The organism is Sphingomonas sp. CFBP 13728 (genome assembly GCF_014841895.1).
In the GTDB taxonomy this organism is placed as follows: domain Bacteria; phylum Pseudomonadota; class Alphaproteobacteria; order Sphingomonadales; family Sphingomonadaceae; genus Sphingomonas.
Genome location: NZ_JACYUS010000001.1, coordinates 549,626 through 564,627 on the forward strand (window position 1 = coordinate 549,626; position 15,002 = coordinate 564,627).

Consider the following 15,002-nt stretch of genomic DNA (forward strand, 5'->3'; position numbering starts at 1 on the left):
GGATCCATAATCTCAGGTGTCGGTGATCACACCGATACGATAGCCAGTATGGGTTCCCGCCTCCGCGGGAATGACAGCGGTGAGACCGTAACCGGGATCACCCCGTCGCGAACTGCCCGAACGGCAGCAACTTGTCCGCCAGGGCCTTCGTCGCATTCGCATCACCCGCGCGCAGCGGCACGAGCACCGCTACCGCAGCTTTCCGCACATACCCGTCGATCGCGGTCGGTGTCGGTGCCTTGCTCGCGGTCTCGACCAGCGCGCGTCCCCGAGCATCGTTCGGATCCAGCTCCAGCCGCAACAGCCCGGCAAGCCCGGCAAACATCGCGCGATTGCCACCCAAAGCCACCGACTTATCCAAAGCCTCGAACCCGACCGCCTTCTGCGCGCCCGCCACCGCACGCCCGACGAACCGCCCGAGCTTCGCGATCACGCCGACATGCCAGGCGCCCAACGCCGCCTGCGCCTCGGCATTGCGCGGATAGCGGACCACTAGCGCCTCATATTGTTTTCGCGCGGCGATCGCCTGCCCCCGGTTCCCCAGCAGTTTCGCGCGATACCCGTTCGCCATCGCCTGCATGATCGCGGCCTCGGCATCGTTCGGCGAGCGGCTCAGCGCCTGCCCCGCCGCTGCCGCCGCCCGGTCGATCCGCGCCAGCGCGATGCTGCGATCGCGGTCGACGAATCCGGCCTGCGTCAGCAACTCGCGCGGCGTCTCCGCCCGTACCGGCATCGCTGACACCATCGCGCAGACCGCGACCGAGGCGCCGACGCACCGGGAGAACAATTTGGCCATATCAACCCTCGCACGAAAGCCGCGTCACGCCGATCCAGCATCCGATCGCCGAATCACCCGTTAATCATAAGAGCACAGGGTTTATCGGGACTTAACGGCCTCGCATGCAAGCACCGATGGACGTTCACAGCGATGCCGCCGCCTCGATGATAGGCACGAACTTCTCCGCGGTCAGGCTCGCGCCACCAACCAGCGCACCATCGACGTTCGGCGTGGAAAGGATCGCCGCCGCATTCGCCCCTGTCACCGACCCGCCGTACAGGATCCGCACGCCCGCCGCCGCGTCACCGATCAGCATCCGCAACTTGGCGCGCGCAATCGCATGGATCGCCGCGATCTCGTCCAGCGTCGGCGTGCGTCCCGTGCCGATCGCCCAGCGCGGCTCATAAGCGAGCGTGAACCAGCTCCCCTCCGCATTGTCCGGCACCGACTTCTCGATCTGCGCCTGCACGACACGCTCGGCACGGTCCGCATCGCGCTCCGCCTCGGTCTCGCCGCAGCACAGGATGACGTGCAGCCCCTGCCGCCGCGCCGCCGCCGCCTTCGCCCACGCGTCGTGGCTCGTCTCGTGCTGGTCGGCGCGCCGCTCCGAATGACCGACGATCGTGAACGACGCGCCGACTTCCTTGACCATCGCCGCCGAGACGCAGCCGGTATGCGCGCCCGAATCCGCCTCGTGCACGTCCTCCGCACCGATCGCCAACCCTGGCACGCGTTGCGACGCGGCATCGATCAGCGTGAATGGCACCGCGACCGACACGTCGATCCCCGGCGCAGCCTGCGCTGCCGCCGCGATCGTCTCGAGTTCGACGAGCATCGCCCGCGACCCGTTCATCTTCCAGTTTCCGGCTACAAGCTTCCGCCGCATCACGATCTCCCGCATGTTTTGCCCAGCGATAGCGACGCGACCGCCCTGCACAAGCCCGCACGGGACGACACGACCCGAAGGACTGTGCAACCGCCCGACTTGAAGAGCCGCCCTCGCCCCCGTAAAGCAACCGCGTTCCCATCCCTGTCGATCGGCTGTCCATGCTCGCTTTCTTTCGTCGCCTTACCCATTCGAAGGTCGGCGTGGTCATCACGTTCGTCGTGCTCGGCGTGATCGCACTCGCGTTCGCGGCCGGCGACATCACGGGCTTGAGCTCGATGACCGGTGGCGCAGGGATCACCGGTGGCGACGTCGCCAAGGTCGGCAAGGCCGAGGTGACCGTCAACGAACTCAAGACGCAGGCGCAAACGCAGCTCGAAGGCTTCCGCCAGGAACAGCCGACGCTCGACATGGCGACCTTCGTCAACCAGGGCGGGCTCGACGGCACGCTCGACCGGATCGTCTCCAGCATGGCGCTCGAGCAGTTCGGCCGTGCGCAGGGCATGGTCGTCAGCAAGCGCGCGGTCGACGGCCAGATCGCCAGCATCCCCGCGTTGCAGGGGCCGACCGGCAAGTTCGACGAGAATTTGTACCGCCAGGTGCTCGCCCAGCGGAAGCTGACCGACGCGCAGATTCGCAGCGACATCGTCCGCGACACGTTCGCACAGCAGCTGACCATTCCGAGCACCGGCGCGACCCAGGTCGCCAGCCAGCTCGCGCTCCCTTACGCATCGCTGCTGCTCGAAAAGCGCACCGGCACGATCGGCTTCATCCCCGCCGCGGTCGTCCCCGCCGGCCCCGCGCCGAGCGATGCCGACCTGAACACCTTCTACAAGCGCAACATCGCACGCTACACCGTGCCCGAACGCCGCATCGTCCGCTACGCGATCGTCGCGCCCGACCGGGTCAAGGCGCAGGCCGTCCCGACCGATGCGGAGATCGCCAAGACCTATCAGCAGGATCGCGCTCGCTATGCCGCGACCGAGAAGCGCACGATCACGCAGGTCGTCATCGCCGATCAGGCCGGCGCCACCGCGCTTGCCGCCAAGGTGAAGGCCGGCACCAGCCTCGTCGACGCAGCCCGTGCTGCCGGTCTCGAAGCCTCGACTCAGGCCGGCGTCGAGAAGGCCGCCTATGCCGGCACCGCCTCCGCGCAAGTCGCCGATGCCGTGTTCGCCGCCCCCAGCGGCGCGGTGATCGGCCCGGTCCGCACGCAGCTCGGCTGGACGGTCGCAAAGGTCAACAAGATCGAGAACGTCGCCGGTCGCTCGCTCGACCAGGTCCGTGGCGAGATCTCTGCTGCACTCGGCATCCAGAAGGCCGCGGCTGCGCTGTCCGACGTCCATGACAAGATCGATGACTCGCTCTCGAAGAACGCTACGTTCGACGAAGTGATCGCCGACCAGAAGCTTGCTGCCGTCACTACGCCGGCGCTGATCGCCAACGGCGTCAACCCCGACGATGCCGCCAGCAAGCCCGATCCCGCGATCGCGCCGCTTGTCGCTGCCGCGTTCCAGGCCGCCGATGGCGACGGGCCGCAGCTCGTTCAGCTCGGCACCGATGGCGGCTTCGCGGTCGTCGCGCTCGGCCGCGTCGTTCCCGCCACCCCGCGCCCGCTGGCACAGGTTCGCGCCGACGTACTCCGCGACGTGACCGCCGATCGTTCGCGCCAGGCCGCGCGGAAGGTCGCCGCTGACGTGCTCGCGCGGATCAACAAGGGGATGCCGATCCAGCAGTCGCTGGCGCAGACCAAGCTGCCGCTTCCCGCCGCGCGTCCGCTGACCGCGTCGCGTGCGCAGATCGCCGCCGATCCGCGCGGTGCGCCGCCGGCGCTCGCGCTGATGTTCAGCATGGCGCCGAACACCGCCAAGACGCTCGCCGCACCCGACGACAGCGGCTGGTTCATCATCAAGCTCGACAGCATCGCCAGCGGCAACGCGGCCGGCAACCAGGCTGCTATCAAGGCCGCGCGCGGCAACATCGCCCGCTCGGTCGGTCGCGAATATGTCGAGCAGTTCGCCAAGGCGGTCCGCGCCGACGTCGGCGTGAAGACCAACGCAACCTCGATCGCCCGCGTCCGTGCCGACCTGCTCGGCCAGCGCGCCGCCGGGAACTGATCGCATGACGAGCGCGCGCGAAGCTTTGGCCGAAGGGCGTCCCGCGCTCGTCTGGCGTCGTCAGGTCGCCGATACCGAGACGCCGGTCGCCGCCGCGCTGAAGCTGATCGAGCCGGGGCGTGGCGACTTCCTGCTCGAATCGGTCGAGGGCGGTGAAACCCGCGGTCGCCACAGCCTGATCGGCCTCGCCCCCGACCTGCTCTTCCGCGCGCATGGGCATAACGCCGAGATCAACCGCCACTGGGCCACCGATCGCGATACGTTCGAGCCGTGCCCCGTGCCTACGCTCGATGCGTTGCGCGCGCTGGTCGCCGAATGCCGTGCGGACGTTCCGGCCGAACTGCCCCGTGCGCTCGCCTGCCTGGTCGGCTATTTCGGCTACGAGACGATCGGCTTGGTCGAGACTCTGCCGCAGCCGCCGGTCGATCCGCTCGGCCTGCCCGACATGATCTTCGTGCGGCCGACCGTCATCTTGGTGTTCGATCGTCTGACCGACGCGCTCTACCTCGTCTCGCCAGCCTGGCCCGATCCGGCACGCGATGCCGACTCGATCGTGACCGAAGCCGAAGAGCGCCTCGACGCGGTCGCCGCCAAGCTCGCCAGCACGCCCGTCCCCGCACCGATCCGCGCCGACGTCGCCGAACCGACCTACACGCCAGCGCTTCCCGAGGGCCGCTACGGCGAGATGGTCGCCGCGGCGAAGGACTACATCCTCGCCGGCGACATCTTCCAGGTCGTGCTCGCGCAGCGCTTCAGCACGCCGTTCGCGCTGCCGCCGTTCGAGCTCTACCGCTCGCTACGCCGCATCAACCCGTCGCCGTTCCTGTACCACCTCGACCTCCCTGGCTTCGCGCTGATCGGCTCCAGTCCCGAAATCCTCGTCCGAGTCCGCGACGACGAAGTGACGATCCGCCCGATCGCCGGCACCCGCCCGCGCGGCAAGACCGCCGCCGAGGACGAGGCGAACCGCGTCAGCCTGCTCGCCGACCCAAAGGAACGCGCGGAACATCTGATGCTGCTCGATCTCGGGCGCAACGACGTCGGCCGCGCCGCGTCACCCGGCTCGGTAAAGGTGACCGCCAGCTACGGCGTCGAATTCTACAGCCACGTCATGCACATCGTCTCGAACGTCGTCGGCACGCTGTCCCCCGACAAGGACGCGCTCGACGCCCTCTTCGCGGGCTTCCCCGCCGGCACGGTCAGCGGCGCGCCGAAAGTCCGCGCCTGCCAGATCATCGCCGAGCTCGAACCCGAACGCCGCGGTGCGTACGCGGGCGGGGTCGGCTATTTCTCCCCCGACGGTTCGATGGACTCGTGCATCGTGCTACGAACGGCGGTGGTGAAGGACGGCACGATCCACGTCCAGGCGGGCGCCGGTATCGTCGCCGATAGCATCCCCGAATACGAACAACGCGAGTGCGAAGCCAAGGCCGGCGCGATCCTCGCCGCCGCGCTCGAAGCGGTCGGTCGCGCGAAGGCACCGGGTTTCGGTCAGTAGGCAGAACGACGACCCGTGAAGGCAGGGAACCAGTCTTGATCCCTGCCTTCACCGAAGAACGATAGACTTACGGCTGCGTGTTCGACTCGGTCGCCGACGCACGACGCTCCGCCGCATACGCCTGGTTGCGCTGCATGAAGCAGCCCGACTGGCCACCCGTGCCGACCGCCGAACACGTATCCGGCAATCCGCCAGCCACACGCCCGACCTGATCCATCGTCGCCGCGCGGTTCACCCAGCTCTGGTTCTGCGCCGCGACCGGCTTGTCGTCTCGCAGCGATTTCGGGATGCGATAAGGCTGGTCCAGCGTCGAACACACGACGATCTCGCCACCGCTCGACTTCGGGCATTTCTGGTCGCCGGTCAGCGTGACGCTGCGGATACGCTGCGGCGGCGTGTCGACTTGTGCGTCCTGCGCCGAGGCCATGGCGGGAAGTGCGATCAGTGCAGCGAGGACGGCGGTACGAAACATCGGTTAAGCTCCTTTGAAAGGATAACGTCCAGCACGCGGCATTGCTCCGCCCTGAATGATAGCGCTCATATAGGAGCGGTGCTCCGCTCTCGCGACTGCAGCACGACAGAATTGCGACCGCCCGTCCAACGGCCTCGGTTTGCGGCAACACCGTTGCGCGGCGTGACGCATCGGCTATGGCGGCGCCATGATCCTCGTCGTCGACAATTACGACAGCTTCACCTGGAACCTCGTCCATTATCTGATGGAGCTTGGTACCGAGGTCGAAGTCGTCCGCAACGATGCGATCTCCGCCGGGCAGGCTCTGTCGTCGGGCGCGGACGCGTTCCTCATTTCCCCCGGCCCCTGCACGCCGACCGAGGCGGGCGTAAGCCTCGACTTGGTCGCCGCCTGCGCCGATGCCGGCAAGCCGCTGCTCGGCGTGTGCCTCGGCCATCAGGCGATCGGCCAGCATTTCGGCGGCAAGGTCGAGCGCGGTGGCCTGATGCACGGCAAGACCTCGCCCGTCGTCCATGACGATACCGGGCTGTACGCCGGGCTGCCCTCGCCGTTCATCGCCACGCGCTATCACTCGCTGATCGTCAACGCAGTCCCCGACACGCTGGTCGTCAACGCGACCGCGCAGGACGGCACGGTAATGGGCTTCCGCCACGAGACGCTGCCGATCCACGGCGTGCAGTTCCACCCCGAGAGCATCGCTACGGAACACGGCCACGCGATGCTGGCCAACTTCCTCAAGATGGCCGGTATCCCGGTGATACCGCGCGAAGGCCTGGAGCTGTGACCACGACCACCGTTCTCCCAGACCCCAGCTCCCCCCTCTCCCGCGAATCTGCCCGAGAAGCGTTCGCCGACATCCTCGACGCCCGAGCGAGCGACGACGCGATCGCCACCTTCCTCACCGATCTGGCGACCCGCGGCGAAACCAGCATCGAGATCGCCGAAGCCGCGCGCGCGCTCCGCAACCGGATGATCCCGATCGACGCCCCCGCCGGCGCGATCGACGTCTGCGGCACCGGCGGCGACGGCCACCACACCTTGAACGTCTCGACCGCGGTCGCGCTGGTCGTCGCAGCATGCGGCGTCCCCGTCGCCAAGCACGGCAACCGCGCCGCTTCCAGCAAGGCCGGCGCCGCCGACACGCTCGAAGTCCTCGGCCTCGACATGGACCGCGCCGGCGCCACCGCGGAGGCGAGCCTCAACGAGATCGGCATCGCCTTCCTGTTTGCCGCCAACCACCACCCGGCGATGAAGCGCATCACCCCGATCCGCCAACGCATCGGCAAGCGGACGATCTTCAATCTGATGGGCCCGCTCGCCAACCCGGCCGGCACCACCCGGCAACTCATCGGCATCGCCCGCCCCGACTATGTGTCGCTCTACGCCGAAGCCCTCGAACAGCTCGGCACCGAAGCCGCGCTCGTCGTCTCGGGCGAAGAAGGCCTCGACGAACTGTCGGGTGCCGGCCCCAGCATCGTCGCCTCGGTCGGCACCGCCGCGCTGCCCGGCACGGTTACGCCCGAAGACGCTGGCCTCACTCGCCACGCGATCACCGACATCCGCGGCGGCGACGCACACCACAACGCCGACGCGCTCCGCCGCCTGCTCAAGGGCGAGGCCGGCGCCTACCGCGACGCCGTCCTGCTCAACGCCGCCGCCGCCTTGATGGTCGCCGGCACCGTCCCCAATCTTGTCGACGGCGCGGCCAAAGCCGCCGCCGCCCTCGACACCGGCAGCGCCGACGCGCTGCTCGCCCGCTGGATCGCCTACTGACATGACCATGCTCGACCGTATCCTCGAGACCAAGCGCGCCGAAGTCGCCGCGCGCAAGGCAACCACCTCGCTCGCCGACATCGACGCCGGCATCGCCCGCATGTCGAAGCCCCGCGGCTTTCGCGCCGCGCTTGATGCGAAGACCGGCTACGCGCTGGTCGCCGAGGTGAAGAAGGCCAGTCCCTCGAAGGGCCTGATCCGCGCCGACTTCGATCCCGTAGCCCACGCCCGAGCCTACGAAGCCGGCGGCGCCGCCTGCCTCTCGGTCCTGACCGACGAAAAGTGGTTCCAGGGCTCCGACGCCTATCTGACCGCGGCGCGCGACGCCGTCTCGATCCCCGTCCTGCGCAAGGACTTCATGGTCGACCCGTGGCAGTCGACCGAAGCACGCGCGATCGGTGCCGACTGCATCCTGATCATCGTCGCAGCACTCGACGACATCCAGATGGCCGAAATCGAGGCCTCCGCCCTCGAATGCGGCATGGATGTGCTGGTCGAGGTTCACGACGCGCACGAGATGGAGCGCGCGCTGAGGCTCAAGTCGCGGCTGATCGGCGTCAACAACCGCGACCTGCGCGACTTCTCGGTCGACTTCCAGCGCACCTACGACCTCGTCGGCAAGGCCCCCAAGGACTGCACCTTCGTCGCCGAAAGCGGACTCACGACCCGCGCCGAACTCGACGCGATGGCCGCGCACGACATCCACTGCTTCCTGATCGGCGAAGCGCTCATGCGCCAGGCCGACGTCGAAGCCGCTACTCGGGCGCTCGTCGGATGACCGGCCTGACCCACATCGACGAAGCCGGCGCGGCAAGGATGGTCGACGTCGGCGGCAAGGCGGTCACCGCCCGCGAAGCCATCGCCTCCGGCCGCATCACCATGTCCGCCGAAGCCGCCGCGGCGATCGGCGCCGGCACCGCGAAAAAGGGCGACGTGCTCGCCGTCGCGCGCGTCGCCGGCATCATGGCCGCCAAGCGCACCAGCGACCTCATCCCCCTCTGCCACCCGCTCCCGCTCACCAAGGTGGAAATCGACCTCGTCGTCGACGAAACCGGCGTAACCGCCACCGCCACCGCCTCGACCGAAGGCAAGACCGGCGTCGAAATGGAAGCGCTCACCGCCGCCACGGTCACGCTCCTGACGATCTACGACATGGCCAAAGCGATCGACAAGACGATGGTCCTCACCGACATCCGCGTCCGCGCAAAGTCCGGCGGAAAATCCGGCAACTGGACCGCCTAAAACAAAACCCTCTCCCCAAAGGGGAGAGGGAAAGACGCCAAAGGCGGCGAGGGTGAGGGCAAGCCAAGCAGTTTGCCGTCAATTCAGGGTCTCAATCCCCACCCATAGCCCACTCATGATCCTCCACGATCGTAGACTCCACCGGCCGCCCCGCCGCATCGAGCGAAGGGTCATACCGAAACCGCTCCTCGATCAACCGGCACGTCAGCGCATCCAACTCCCGGCTCCCGCTCGATCTGGTCACCCGGCACCGCGACACGCGCCCATCGGTCTGCACAAGATACCGAACCGAGACCCGCCCCCGGATCCCCGTCTCGGCCGCCTCGCGCGGATAGTCCGAATCCTTCAACCGCCCCTTACGCCACCGCGGCGGCGTCTCCTCGCCCCCGCCGCCGTCGCCATCGCCATACCCACCGCTGCCGGTGCCATTACCAATCCCGCCACTCCCGGTCCCCGGCCCGCGAATATCCGAAGCCCCCGCCGTCGCCTGCGCCCCCACCCCAGCCTTCTCCGCAACGACGACAGGCGGCGGCACGACGATCGGCACCACCGGCGGCGGCGCCACCACCTCGGTAGCCTTCGACTTCAAATTAGGCGGCGACGCAGCCCCTTCCGGCTTGCGGCTAGGCGAAGGCCGAGGCCTCACCTTCTCCTCGGGCGGCGGCGGCGGAGGCGGCGCCGCATCGAACACCTTCAACGCATCGGTCACCGCCGCCGGCATCGTCACCACCAGCCCGTTGAGCAGCGCATAGCCCAGCACCCCCGGCAACAGGACCGCGCCCACCGCCGCCCCGATCCTGTCTCTCGCCCGAGGCTGATTGCGTGTCATCATACTGATCTGGTGTCTCTTTCCCCCAAACAAAGCCCCACACCGGATGAACCCGCGCTGGCCAGAGGTACGAAGGACGCGAAGGCCATCACCCGCATCCACTTACCGCCCCGGAAGAAAGCAGCGGCGCCAACCTCCCAGCACCACGCCAGCGAACTGGCACCACCCCCGCGAACTAACACCACCCCGGCGAAGGCCGGGGCCCAATTGGGAAGGCCAACATTATAGCGACAACCATCCGCCCAACCCTTGTTTCCCCGCGAAGGCGGGGACCCAGTCTGGGCTCCCGCCTTCGCGGGAGAACAAGAAGGCGGTAGCTAACGTTCGATATCTACCCGCCCAGACGGCGCCAGCGGCTAAGCTCGCCGCGCCGCGCTAAGCCAACAACGCCTGTCCTACACACCAAACCCATGGCAGAGCACGGAACCTACCCCCACGCCCCGCGCTTCCCCATACAACACCCCAAAAGCGCCAACCGCCAAAACGCTCCCAGCGTCTACACTTCCTATACTTCACTTTTCAGAACCGCCCAAAGACAGAGCCTTAGCATGACCCTAGTCCCCGTCGCCGAAGCCCAGACCCGCCTCTTCGCCATGGCCCCCCGCGTCGGCCACGAGACCGTGACGCTACGCGAAGCCGCCGGCCGCTGGGCCGCCGAGGACATCCTCGCCCGCCGCACGCAGCCCGCCGCCGACCTCTCCGCGATGGACGGCTACGCGATCCGTTACACAGACCTCCCCGGCCCCTGGAAAGTCATCGGCGAAAGCGCCGCCGGCCGCCCGTTCACCGGAACAGTCGCCCCCGGCCAAGCCACCCGCATCTTCACCGGCGCCGCCATGCCCGAAGGCGCCGACACCGTCATGGTCCAGGAAGAAGCCGAGCGTGACGGCAAGACCCTGATCCTAGCCGGCGAAGGCCCCCCGACACTCGGCCGCAACACCCGCCGCAAGGGGCTCGATTTCTCCACAGGCATCCGCCTGATCGCCGCCGGCGACCGCCTCAGCCCCGCGCGCATCGCCGTCGCCGCGACCGGAGGCCACGGCAGCCTCACCGTCAACCGCCGCGTTCGCGTCGCCGTCGCCGCCACCGGCGACGAACTCGTCCCCCCCGGCTCGACCACCGACGGCGTCGCGCTCCCCGAATCGAACGGCATCATGCTCGCCGCGATGCTCGCTGACATGCCCGTCGATATCATCGATCTCGGCATCCTCCCCGACAATCTCGAAGTCCTCCGCGAAGCCTTCGCCAGCGTGCAGGCAGACCTGCTCGTCACCACCGGCGGCGCGTCGGTCGGCGACCACGACCTCGTCCGCCCGGCGATCGAAGCCGCCGGCGGTACGATCGATTTCTGGCGGATCGCGCTGCGCCCCGGCAAGCCGATGATGGCCGGCCGGATCGGCGAGATGATGGTGCTCGGCCTCCCCGGCAACCCGGTCTCCGCGTTCGTCACCGCGACGTTGTTCGTCAAACCCGTCGTCGCGCACATGGCCGGCGCATGCGATCCGCTCCCCCAGTCAACCCATGCACTGCTCGGCGAAGACCTGCCTGCGAACAACGCCCGCACCGACTATCTCCGCGCCGAACTGCGCGACGGCAAAGCCTATGCCTCGACGATCCAGGACAGCTCGATGCTCCTGACACTGGCCCGCTCGACCTGCCTCATCGTCCGCCCCGGCAACGCACCGGTTGCAAAGACAGGCGAATCGGCGGAAATCCTCGTGATCGCGTGATACGGACGCTTGACGGCGTTAATTATGTTCCATAGAAGTTCCCAGTCTGTTCCGGACGGAGAACCGCCATGCTCACGCGCAAGCAGCACGAACTCGTCTGCTTCATCAACGATCGCCTCAACGATACCGGCGTCTCGCCGTCGTTCGAGGAGATGAAGGACGCCCTCGACCTCAAGTCGAAGTCGGGCGTCCACCGTCTGATCAGCGCGCTCGAGGAGCGCAACTTCATCCGCCGCCTGCCCAACCGCGCCCGCGCGCTCGAGGTGCTGCGCATGCCCGAGCGCCCGGAAAAGAAGACGCCGTCCAAGCCGTCGAACGTCAAGGCCGCGCCCGCCGCCGCGACCCCGCAACCCGCCAACGACGTCATCGAGATCCCCCTCCACGGCCGCATCGCCGCCGGCGTCCCGATCGAAGCGTTCGAAGGCAGCACCATGCTCGCCGTCCCGGCCGCGCTGCTCGGCACCGGCGAACACTACGCCCTCGAAGTCTCGGGCGACTCGATGGTCGAAGCCGGCATTCTCGACGGCGACTACGCCCTGATCCGCCGCACCGAAACTGCACGAGACGGCGAGATCGTCGTAGCGCTGATCGAAGACAGCGAAGCCACCCTCAAATACTTCCGCCGCGAAGGCGCCATGGTCCGCCTCGACCCGGCAAACCGAGCCTACGACCCCCAACGCTACGCCCCCGCCCAAGTCCGCGTCCAAGGCAAACTCTCCGGCATCCTCCGCCGCTACGACTAAGCCGCGGAGGGGTAGCCGATGTGGCTGCCCGGTGTGCCGGCGTTGTTCTCCGGTCGCACCGGCGAGGCAGGATGCCGATCGGCAGGACGGATTCCTCATTGCGTCGGTTACCGGGCAATAGAATTGTTCAACAAGCCCGGCAACTTGAGCAAGAGCGTTGAAGATAGCGCAAGTGTTTTGATACAGTCTTCACACAATGCCGTGAGTCGCGTGGGCGTCTATTTTCAATGCGACATGGCATTCGGAAGACGATTCCACATTTCATTGCAAAACGGCGCTTGCGGCCCAAATCTATAATCTCTGTGCCTCCGCGCCTTTGCGCGAATATCTCGTCGACAACCCTCAGCGCAACAGAAGATTGGTTCGCGCAGAGGCGCAGAGACGCAGAGGTGTTCCGCTCCGAGAAGAACGCCGCTGTTCCAAATGCCATCGGAATGAGACCCAGACAACCACTCGCCAAATTTACTCTGCGCTGCAAAATTTCTCCGCGGCTCCGCGTCTCCGCGTGAACATTCATCTGACTAAAATCGCCCGCGGCTACGGATGATTGTGCTCACGTAAAGGCGCAAAGCTGTTGTGTCTGGACCAGCCTACCGTCCTCCCCAGGCACAGAGGAAGCCGACATGACACTCTCGTTTATTAAAATGGCCGCGGTTTATCAGGTCATGCCGCCTTCGCGCCTTTTGCGTGGTTAATTTTACGCGTCAGCGTTTCCCATTTACTCGAAACGCCGATGCTGAGCCCCGAAACCCGCCCTGCTGCGGCTTGAATGGAGTGCGTTCGAGGATTGGCGGGTCGCGCCAAGGGTGGCGGTCGCCCGCGTTCAGTATCGTCACGACCGTCCCCGCCCCCAAGGTCAGCGCGACGCCGCCCGTCCGCCGGAGGACGCGGCGATCCAGTTTCAGCCACCGCGGTACGCACCGTTTCGGCAGCCCACGTTCGCTGACAACAACGTCGGCGCTCCGACAGGCGGTGATCAGCTCGGCGATCGGGACCATATAGGCGCTGCGCGTCGCAAGGACCCGCCACATCCGTCCCCGTGCGGCGATATCGGTGACGCACAGATCGCGACTGCACCGCGCATCGGGTTGGTCCGCCAGCAACAGCGGCTCGCCGTCCACCCCACCATTCTCCGCCAGCATGTCACGCGTATAGTCGCCCGCCCTATCGCGCAGCATCGCGAGCCCCGCCGCCGTCCGCACCGCGACATGACGCCCGTCGCCGGTCACGAGAACATCCGGCGCCGGCGTCGTCAGCGCCCAGACCGCCCCGATCGCCAGCGGGACCACCCCGAGTCGCCGCCACCGCGTCCGCCACAAGGCGATCCAGATGCCCCCGACGATCATCAAGGCGAACGCCGCCGTCGGCATCGCTGGCAAGGACCGCACCGATCCTGGCGCGCTGGCAACGATATGCGCCAGCCACAGCAGAGCATCGAGCGAGCGCTGGACCAGCCACCATATCGGCGCTCCGAGCCCGCCCGCATCGAGCAGCAACGCCAACGCTTCCAACGGCATAACGACGAAGGTCGTCAGCGGGATTGCGATGATGTTGGCGAACGCGCCGTAGAGCCCGGCCTTGTGGAAATGATAGACGGCGATCGGCATCAGCGCGAACTCGACGAGCAGGCCGGTGAGCAACAGCGATGCTATGCCGCGAGCGAGGCGGCGCGGCCTGCCTTCCTCATGGGGGCCGAAGAACGCGCGAATGGCTGGATGCTCGTGCAGCGCCATGATCGCGGTGATCGCCGCGAACGAGAGCTGGAAGCTCGGCCCCGCCGCCGATTCGGGTAGAACCAGCATGACGCACGCCGCCCCCGCCGCGACGAGGCGCAAGGTCATCGCCTCTCGGCCCATCGCCAGCGCCGCCAGTACGAGCAGCGCGGCGACGCACGACCGGATCGTCGGGACCTGGCTGCCGGTCAGCAACGTATAGCCGATCGCCGCCGCCGCTCCCGCCAACGCAGCGATCAAAGGCAAGCGCGCGTGCAGCGCTAACCAAGGACTCAGCGCCAGCAGCCGCAGCACGATCAACATCGTTGCCGCCACCGCTGCGGTGATATGCAACCCGCTCACCGACAGCAGATGCGCGAGTCCGGCGCGGCGCATCGCTTCCGAATCCTCCTCGCTGATCGCACCGACGTCGCCGGTTGCGAGCGCTGCGGCGATACCGCCTGCGCTGCCGTCCAGTCGCGATACGATGTGGTGCGAAAGCGCGCCGCGGATGCCGGCTCCCGACTCGCTCGGCGTCGTCACGACCACCGGTGCGAAACCTCTTCCTGTCGCTCCGATCCCGCCGAACCAAGCAACTCGGGCGAAATCGTAGGCGCCCGGCACCGCGGGCAGCGGCGGCGGCATCAGCCGCGCCCGCAGACGCACGACCGCTCCCGTTCCCAGCAGCTTCGGCGCATCCGACTCCGCCAGATTGACGCGGATGCGGTATGGCAGGGTCACCGGTTGCCCGTCGGTCTCGGCGCCCTTCCCGATCGGCAGCAGCGTCAGCCGGACCAGCTTCCGCGCCACCAGCGGCTCAATCGCCTCCACCCTCGCGGAGAAACTCGCGACCGACGGTCCGCCCAGCACTGGTCGCGCTACCAACTCCGATCGCGCCCAGATGAGACCCAGACCCAGCGCCGCAGTCAGCAACCCAATCGCGAGCGACCGCGCCGCACGGCCACCCTGCCCCACCGCCAGACATGCCAACCCGCTCGCCACCAGCAGCAGTATTGCCACGCACCACGCTGCCGGATCCGGCAGCGCGAACCACAACGCGATTCCCGCACCCAGCATCACCGGCAGCCACAGCACCAGCTGGTCGCGCTCCGCCTCCAGCCAGCGCTCCACGGCGAGCCCGACGACAGCCCCCCATCGCGGCACGCCCATTTGTCGCCGCCAAGGACGCATGCTAGGGGCGGCGACGGCTGTTATGGCCATC

At 67.6% G+C, this 15,002-nt stretch carries 13 protein-coding genes; 8 read left to right on the top strand and 5 right to left on the bottom strand.

Annotated elements, in window-relative coordinates; genetic code table 11:
- Nucleotides 1-97 precede the first annotated feature (97 nt).
- Both IFT67_RS02220 and tpiA read right to left on the bottom strand, forming a co-directional pair.
- Nucleotides 98-796, bottom strand: a complete 699-nt coding sequence (locus IFT67_RS02220) for a hypothetical protein (protein ID WP_107962037.1) — start codon at nucleotides 794-796, stop codon at nucleotides 98-100.
- Between the two features lie 124 nt (nucleotides 797-920).
- Entirely contained in the window at nucleotides 921-1,664 is a 744-nt protein-coding gene (tpiA, locus tag IFT67_RS02225; protein ID WP_197982892.1) for a triose-phosphate isomerase, read from the bottom strand.
- 161 nt (nucleotides 1,665-1,825) lie between these two features.
- On the opposite strand from tpiA, the gene IFT67_RS02230 reads away from it, so the two are divergent.
- The gene (locus tag IFT67_RS02230) at nucleotides 1,826-3,781 is read left to right on the top strand and encodes a peptidylprolyl isomerase (protein ID WP_192144890.1); all 1,956 of its coding nucleotides are present in this window, start codon (nucleotides 1,826-1,828) and stop codon (nucleotides 3,779-3,781) included.
- A 4-nt stretch (nucleotides 3,782-3,785) separates the two neighbouring features.
- A complete protein-coding gene (gene trpE, locus IFT67_RS02235; protein WP_192144891.1) occupies nucleotides 3,786-5,279 on the top strand; it encodes an anthranilate synthase component I in 1,494 nt (497 codons plus the stop codon).
- Between the two features lie 67 nt (nucleotides 5,280-5,346).
- On the opposite strand, the gene IFT67_RS02240 is transcribed toward trpE, so the two are convergent.
- Nucleotides 5,347-5,751: a hypothetical protein gene (locus IFT67_RS02240; protein WP_107962034.1), complete on the bottom strand. Its 405-nt coding sequence runs from the start codon at nucleotides 5,749-5,751 to the stop codon at nucleotides 5,347-5,349.
- 187 nt (nucleotides 5,752-5,938) lie between these two features.
- On the opposite strand from IFT67_RS02240, the gene IFT67_RS02245 reads away from it, so the two are divergent.
- The 4 genes from IFT67_RS02245 to moaC are packed head-to-tail and all read left to right on the top strand — an operon-like array spanning nucleotide 5,939 to nucleotide 8,766.
- On the top strand, nucleotides 5,939-6,535 hold the full coding sequence (locus IFT67_RS02245) for an anthranilate synthase component II (RefSeq protein WP_192144892.1): 597 nt from the start codon (nucleotides 5,939-5,941) through the stop codon (nucleotides 6,533-6,535).
- The gene (trpD, locus tag IFT67_RS02250; RefSeq protein WP_192144893.1) at nucleotides 6,532-7,524 is read left to right on the top strand and encodes an anthranilate phosphoribosyltransferase; all 993 of its coding nucleotides are present in this window, start codon (nucleotides 6,532-6,534) and stop codon (nucleotides 7,522-7,524) included. Before IFT67_RS02245 ends, trpD begins: the two co-directional genes overlap by 4 nt.
- 1 nt (nucleotide 7,525) lies before the next feature.
- Entirely contained in the window at nucleotides 7,526-8,302 is a 777-nt protein-coding gene (trpC, locus tag IFT67_RS02255) for an indole-3-glycerol phosphate synthase TrpC (RefSeq protein ID WP_192144894.1), read from the top strand.
- A complete protein-coding gene (moaC, locus tag IFT67_RS02260) occupies nucleotides 8,299-8,766 on the top strand; it encodes a cyclic pyranopterin monophosphate synthase MoaC (RefSeq protein WP_192144895.1) in 468 nt (155 codons plus the stop codon). Before trpC ends, moaC begins: the two co-directional genes overlap by 4 nt.
- Before the next feature lie 91 nt (nucleotides 8,767-8,857).
- Here moaC and IFT67_RS02265 read toward each other — a convergent pair whose 3' ends face one another.
- Nucleotides 8,858-9,550 carry an energy transducer TonB gene (locus IFT67_RS02265; RefSeq protein ID WP_342450533.1) on the bottom strand — a complete coding sequence of 231 codons (693 nt, stop codon included), beginning with the start codon at nucleotides 9,548-9,550 and terminating at the stop codon, nucleotides 8,858-8,860.
- Between the two features lie 593 nt (nucleotides 9,551-10,143).
- On the opposite strand from IFT67_RS02265, the gene IFT67_RS02270 reads away from it, so the two are divergent.
- A complete protein-coding gene (locus tag IFT67_RS02270) occupies nucleotides 10,144-11,325 on the top strand; it encodes a molybdopterin molybdotransferase MoeA (RefSeq protein ID WP_192144897.1) in 1,182 nt (393 codons plus the stop codon).
- A 68-nt stretch (nucleotides 11,326-11,393) separates the two neighbouring features.
- Entirely contained in the window at nucleotides 11,394-12,068 is a 675-nt protein-coding gene (gene lexA, locus IFT67_RS02275; protein ID WP_056048586.1) for a transcriptional repressor LexA, read from the top strand.
- A gap of 704 nt (nucleotides 12,069-12,772) precedes the next feature.
- On the opposite strand, the gene IFT67_RS02280 is transcribed toward lexA, so the two are convergent.
- Nucleotides 12,773-14,950 (bottom strand): ComEC/Rec2 family competence protein, encoded by a 2,178-nt coding sequence (locus IFT67_RS02280; RefSeq protein ID WP_192146374.1) that lies wholly within the window; start codon nucleotides 14,948-14,950, stop codon nucleotides 12,773-12,775.
- Nucleotides 14,951-15,002: the final 52 nt, after the last annotated feature.

What these genes read in the sequence shown, in the direction of transcription:
- lexA (WP_056048586.1), top strand. Translation starts at nt 11,394, where the DNA reads ATGCTCACGCGCAAGCAGCACGAACTCGTCTGCTTCATCAACGATCGC.
- IFT67_RS02230 (WP_192144890.1), top strand. Translation starts at nt 1,826, where the DNA reads ATGCTCGCTTTCTTTCGTCGCCTTACCCATTCGAAGGTCGGCGTGGTC.
- IFT67_RS02245 (WP_192144892.1), top strand. Translation starts at nt 5,939, where the DNA reads ATGATCCTCGTCGTCGACAATTACGACAGCTTCACCTGGAACCTCGTC.
- moaC (WP_192144895.1), top strand. Translation starts at nt 8,299, where the DNA reads ATGACCGGCCTGACCCACATCGACGAAGCCGGCGCGGCAAGGATGGTC.
- trpC (WP_192144894.1), top strand. Translation starts at nt 7,526, where the DNA reads ATGACCATGCTCGACCGTATCCTCGAGACCAAGCGCGCCGAAGTCGCC.
- IFT67_RS02270 (WP_192144897.1), top strand. Translation starts at nt 10,144, where the DNA reads ATGACCCTAGTCCCCGTCGCCGAAGCCCAGACCCGCCTCTTCGCCATG.
- IFT67_RS02220 (WP_107962037.1), bottom strand. Translation starts at nt 796, where the DNA reads ATGGCCAAATTGTTCTCCCGGTGCGTCGGCGCCTCGGTCGCGGTCTGC.
- trpE (WP_192144891.1), top strand. Translation starts at nt 3,786, where the DNA reads ATGACGAGCGCGCGCGAAGCTTTGGCCGAAGGGCGTCCCGCGCTCGTC.
- tpiA (WP_197982892.1), bottom strand. Translation starts at nt 1,664, where the DNA reads ATGCGGCGGAAGCTTGTAGCCGGAAACTGGAAGATGAACGGGTCGCGG.
- IFT67_RS02240 (WP_107962034.1), bottom strand. Translation starts at nt 5,751, where the DNA reads ATGTTTCGTACCGCCGTCCTCGCTGCACTGATCGCACTTCCCGCCATG.
- IFT67_RS02280 (WP_192146374.1), bottom strand. Translation starts at nt 14,950, where the DNA reads ATGGGCGTGCCGCGATGGGGGGCTGTCGTCGGGCTCGCCGTGGAGCGC.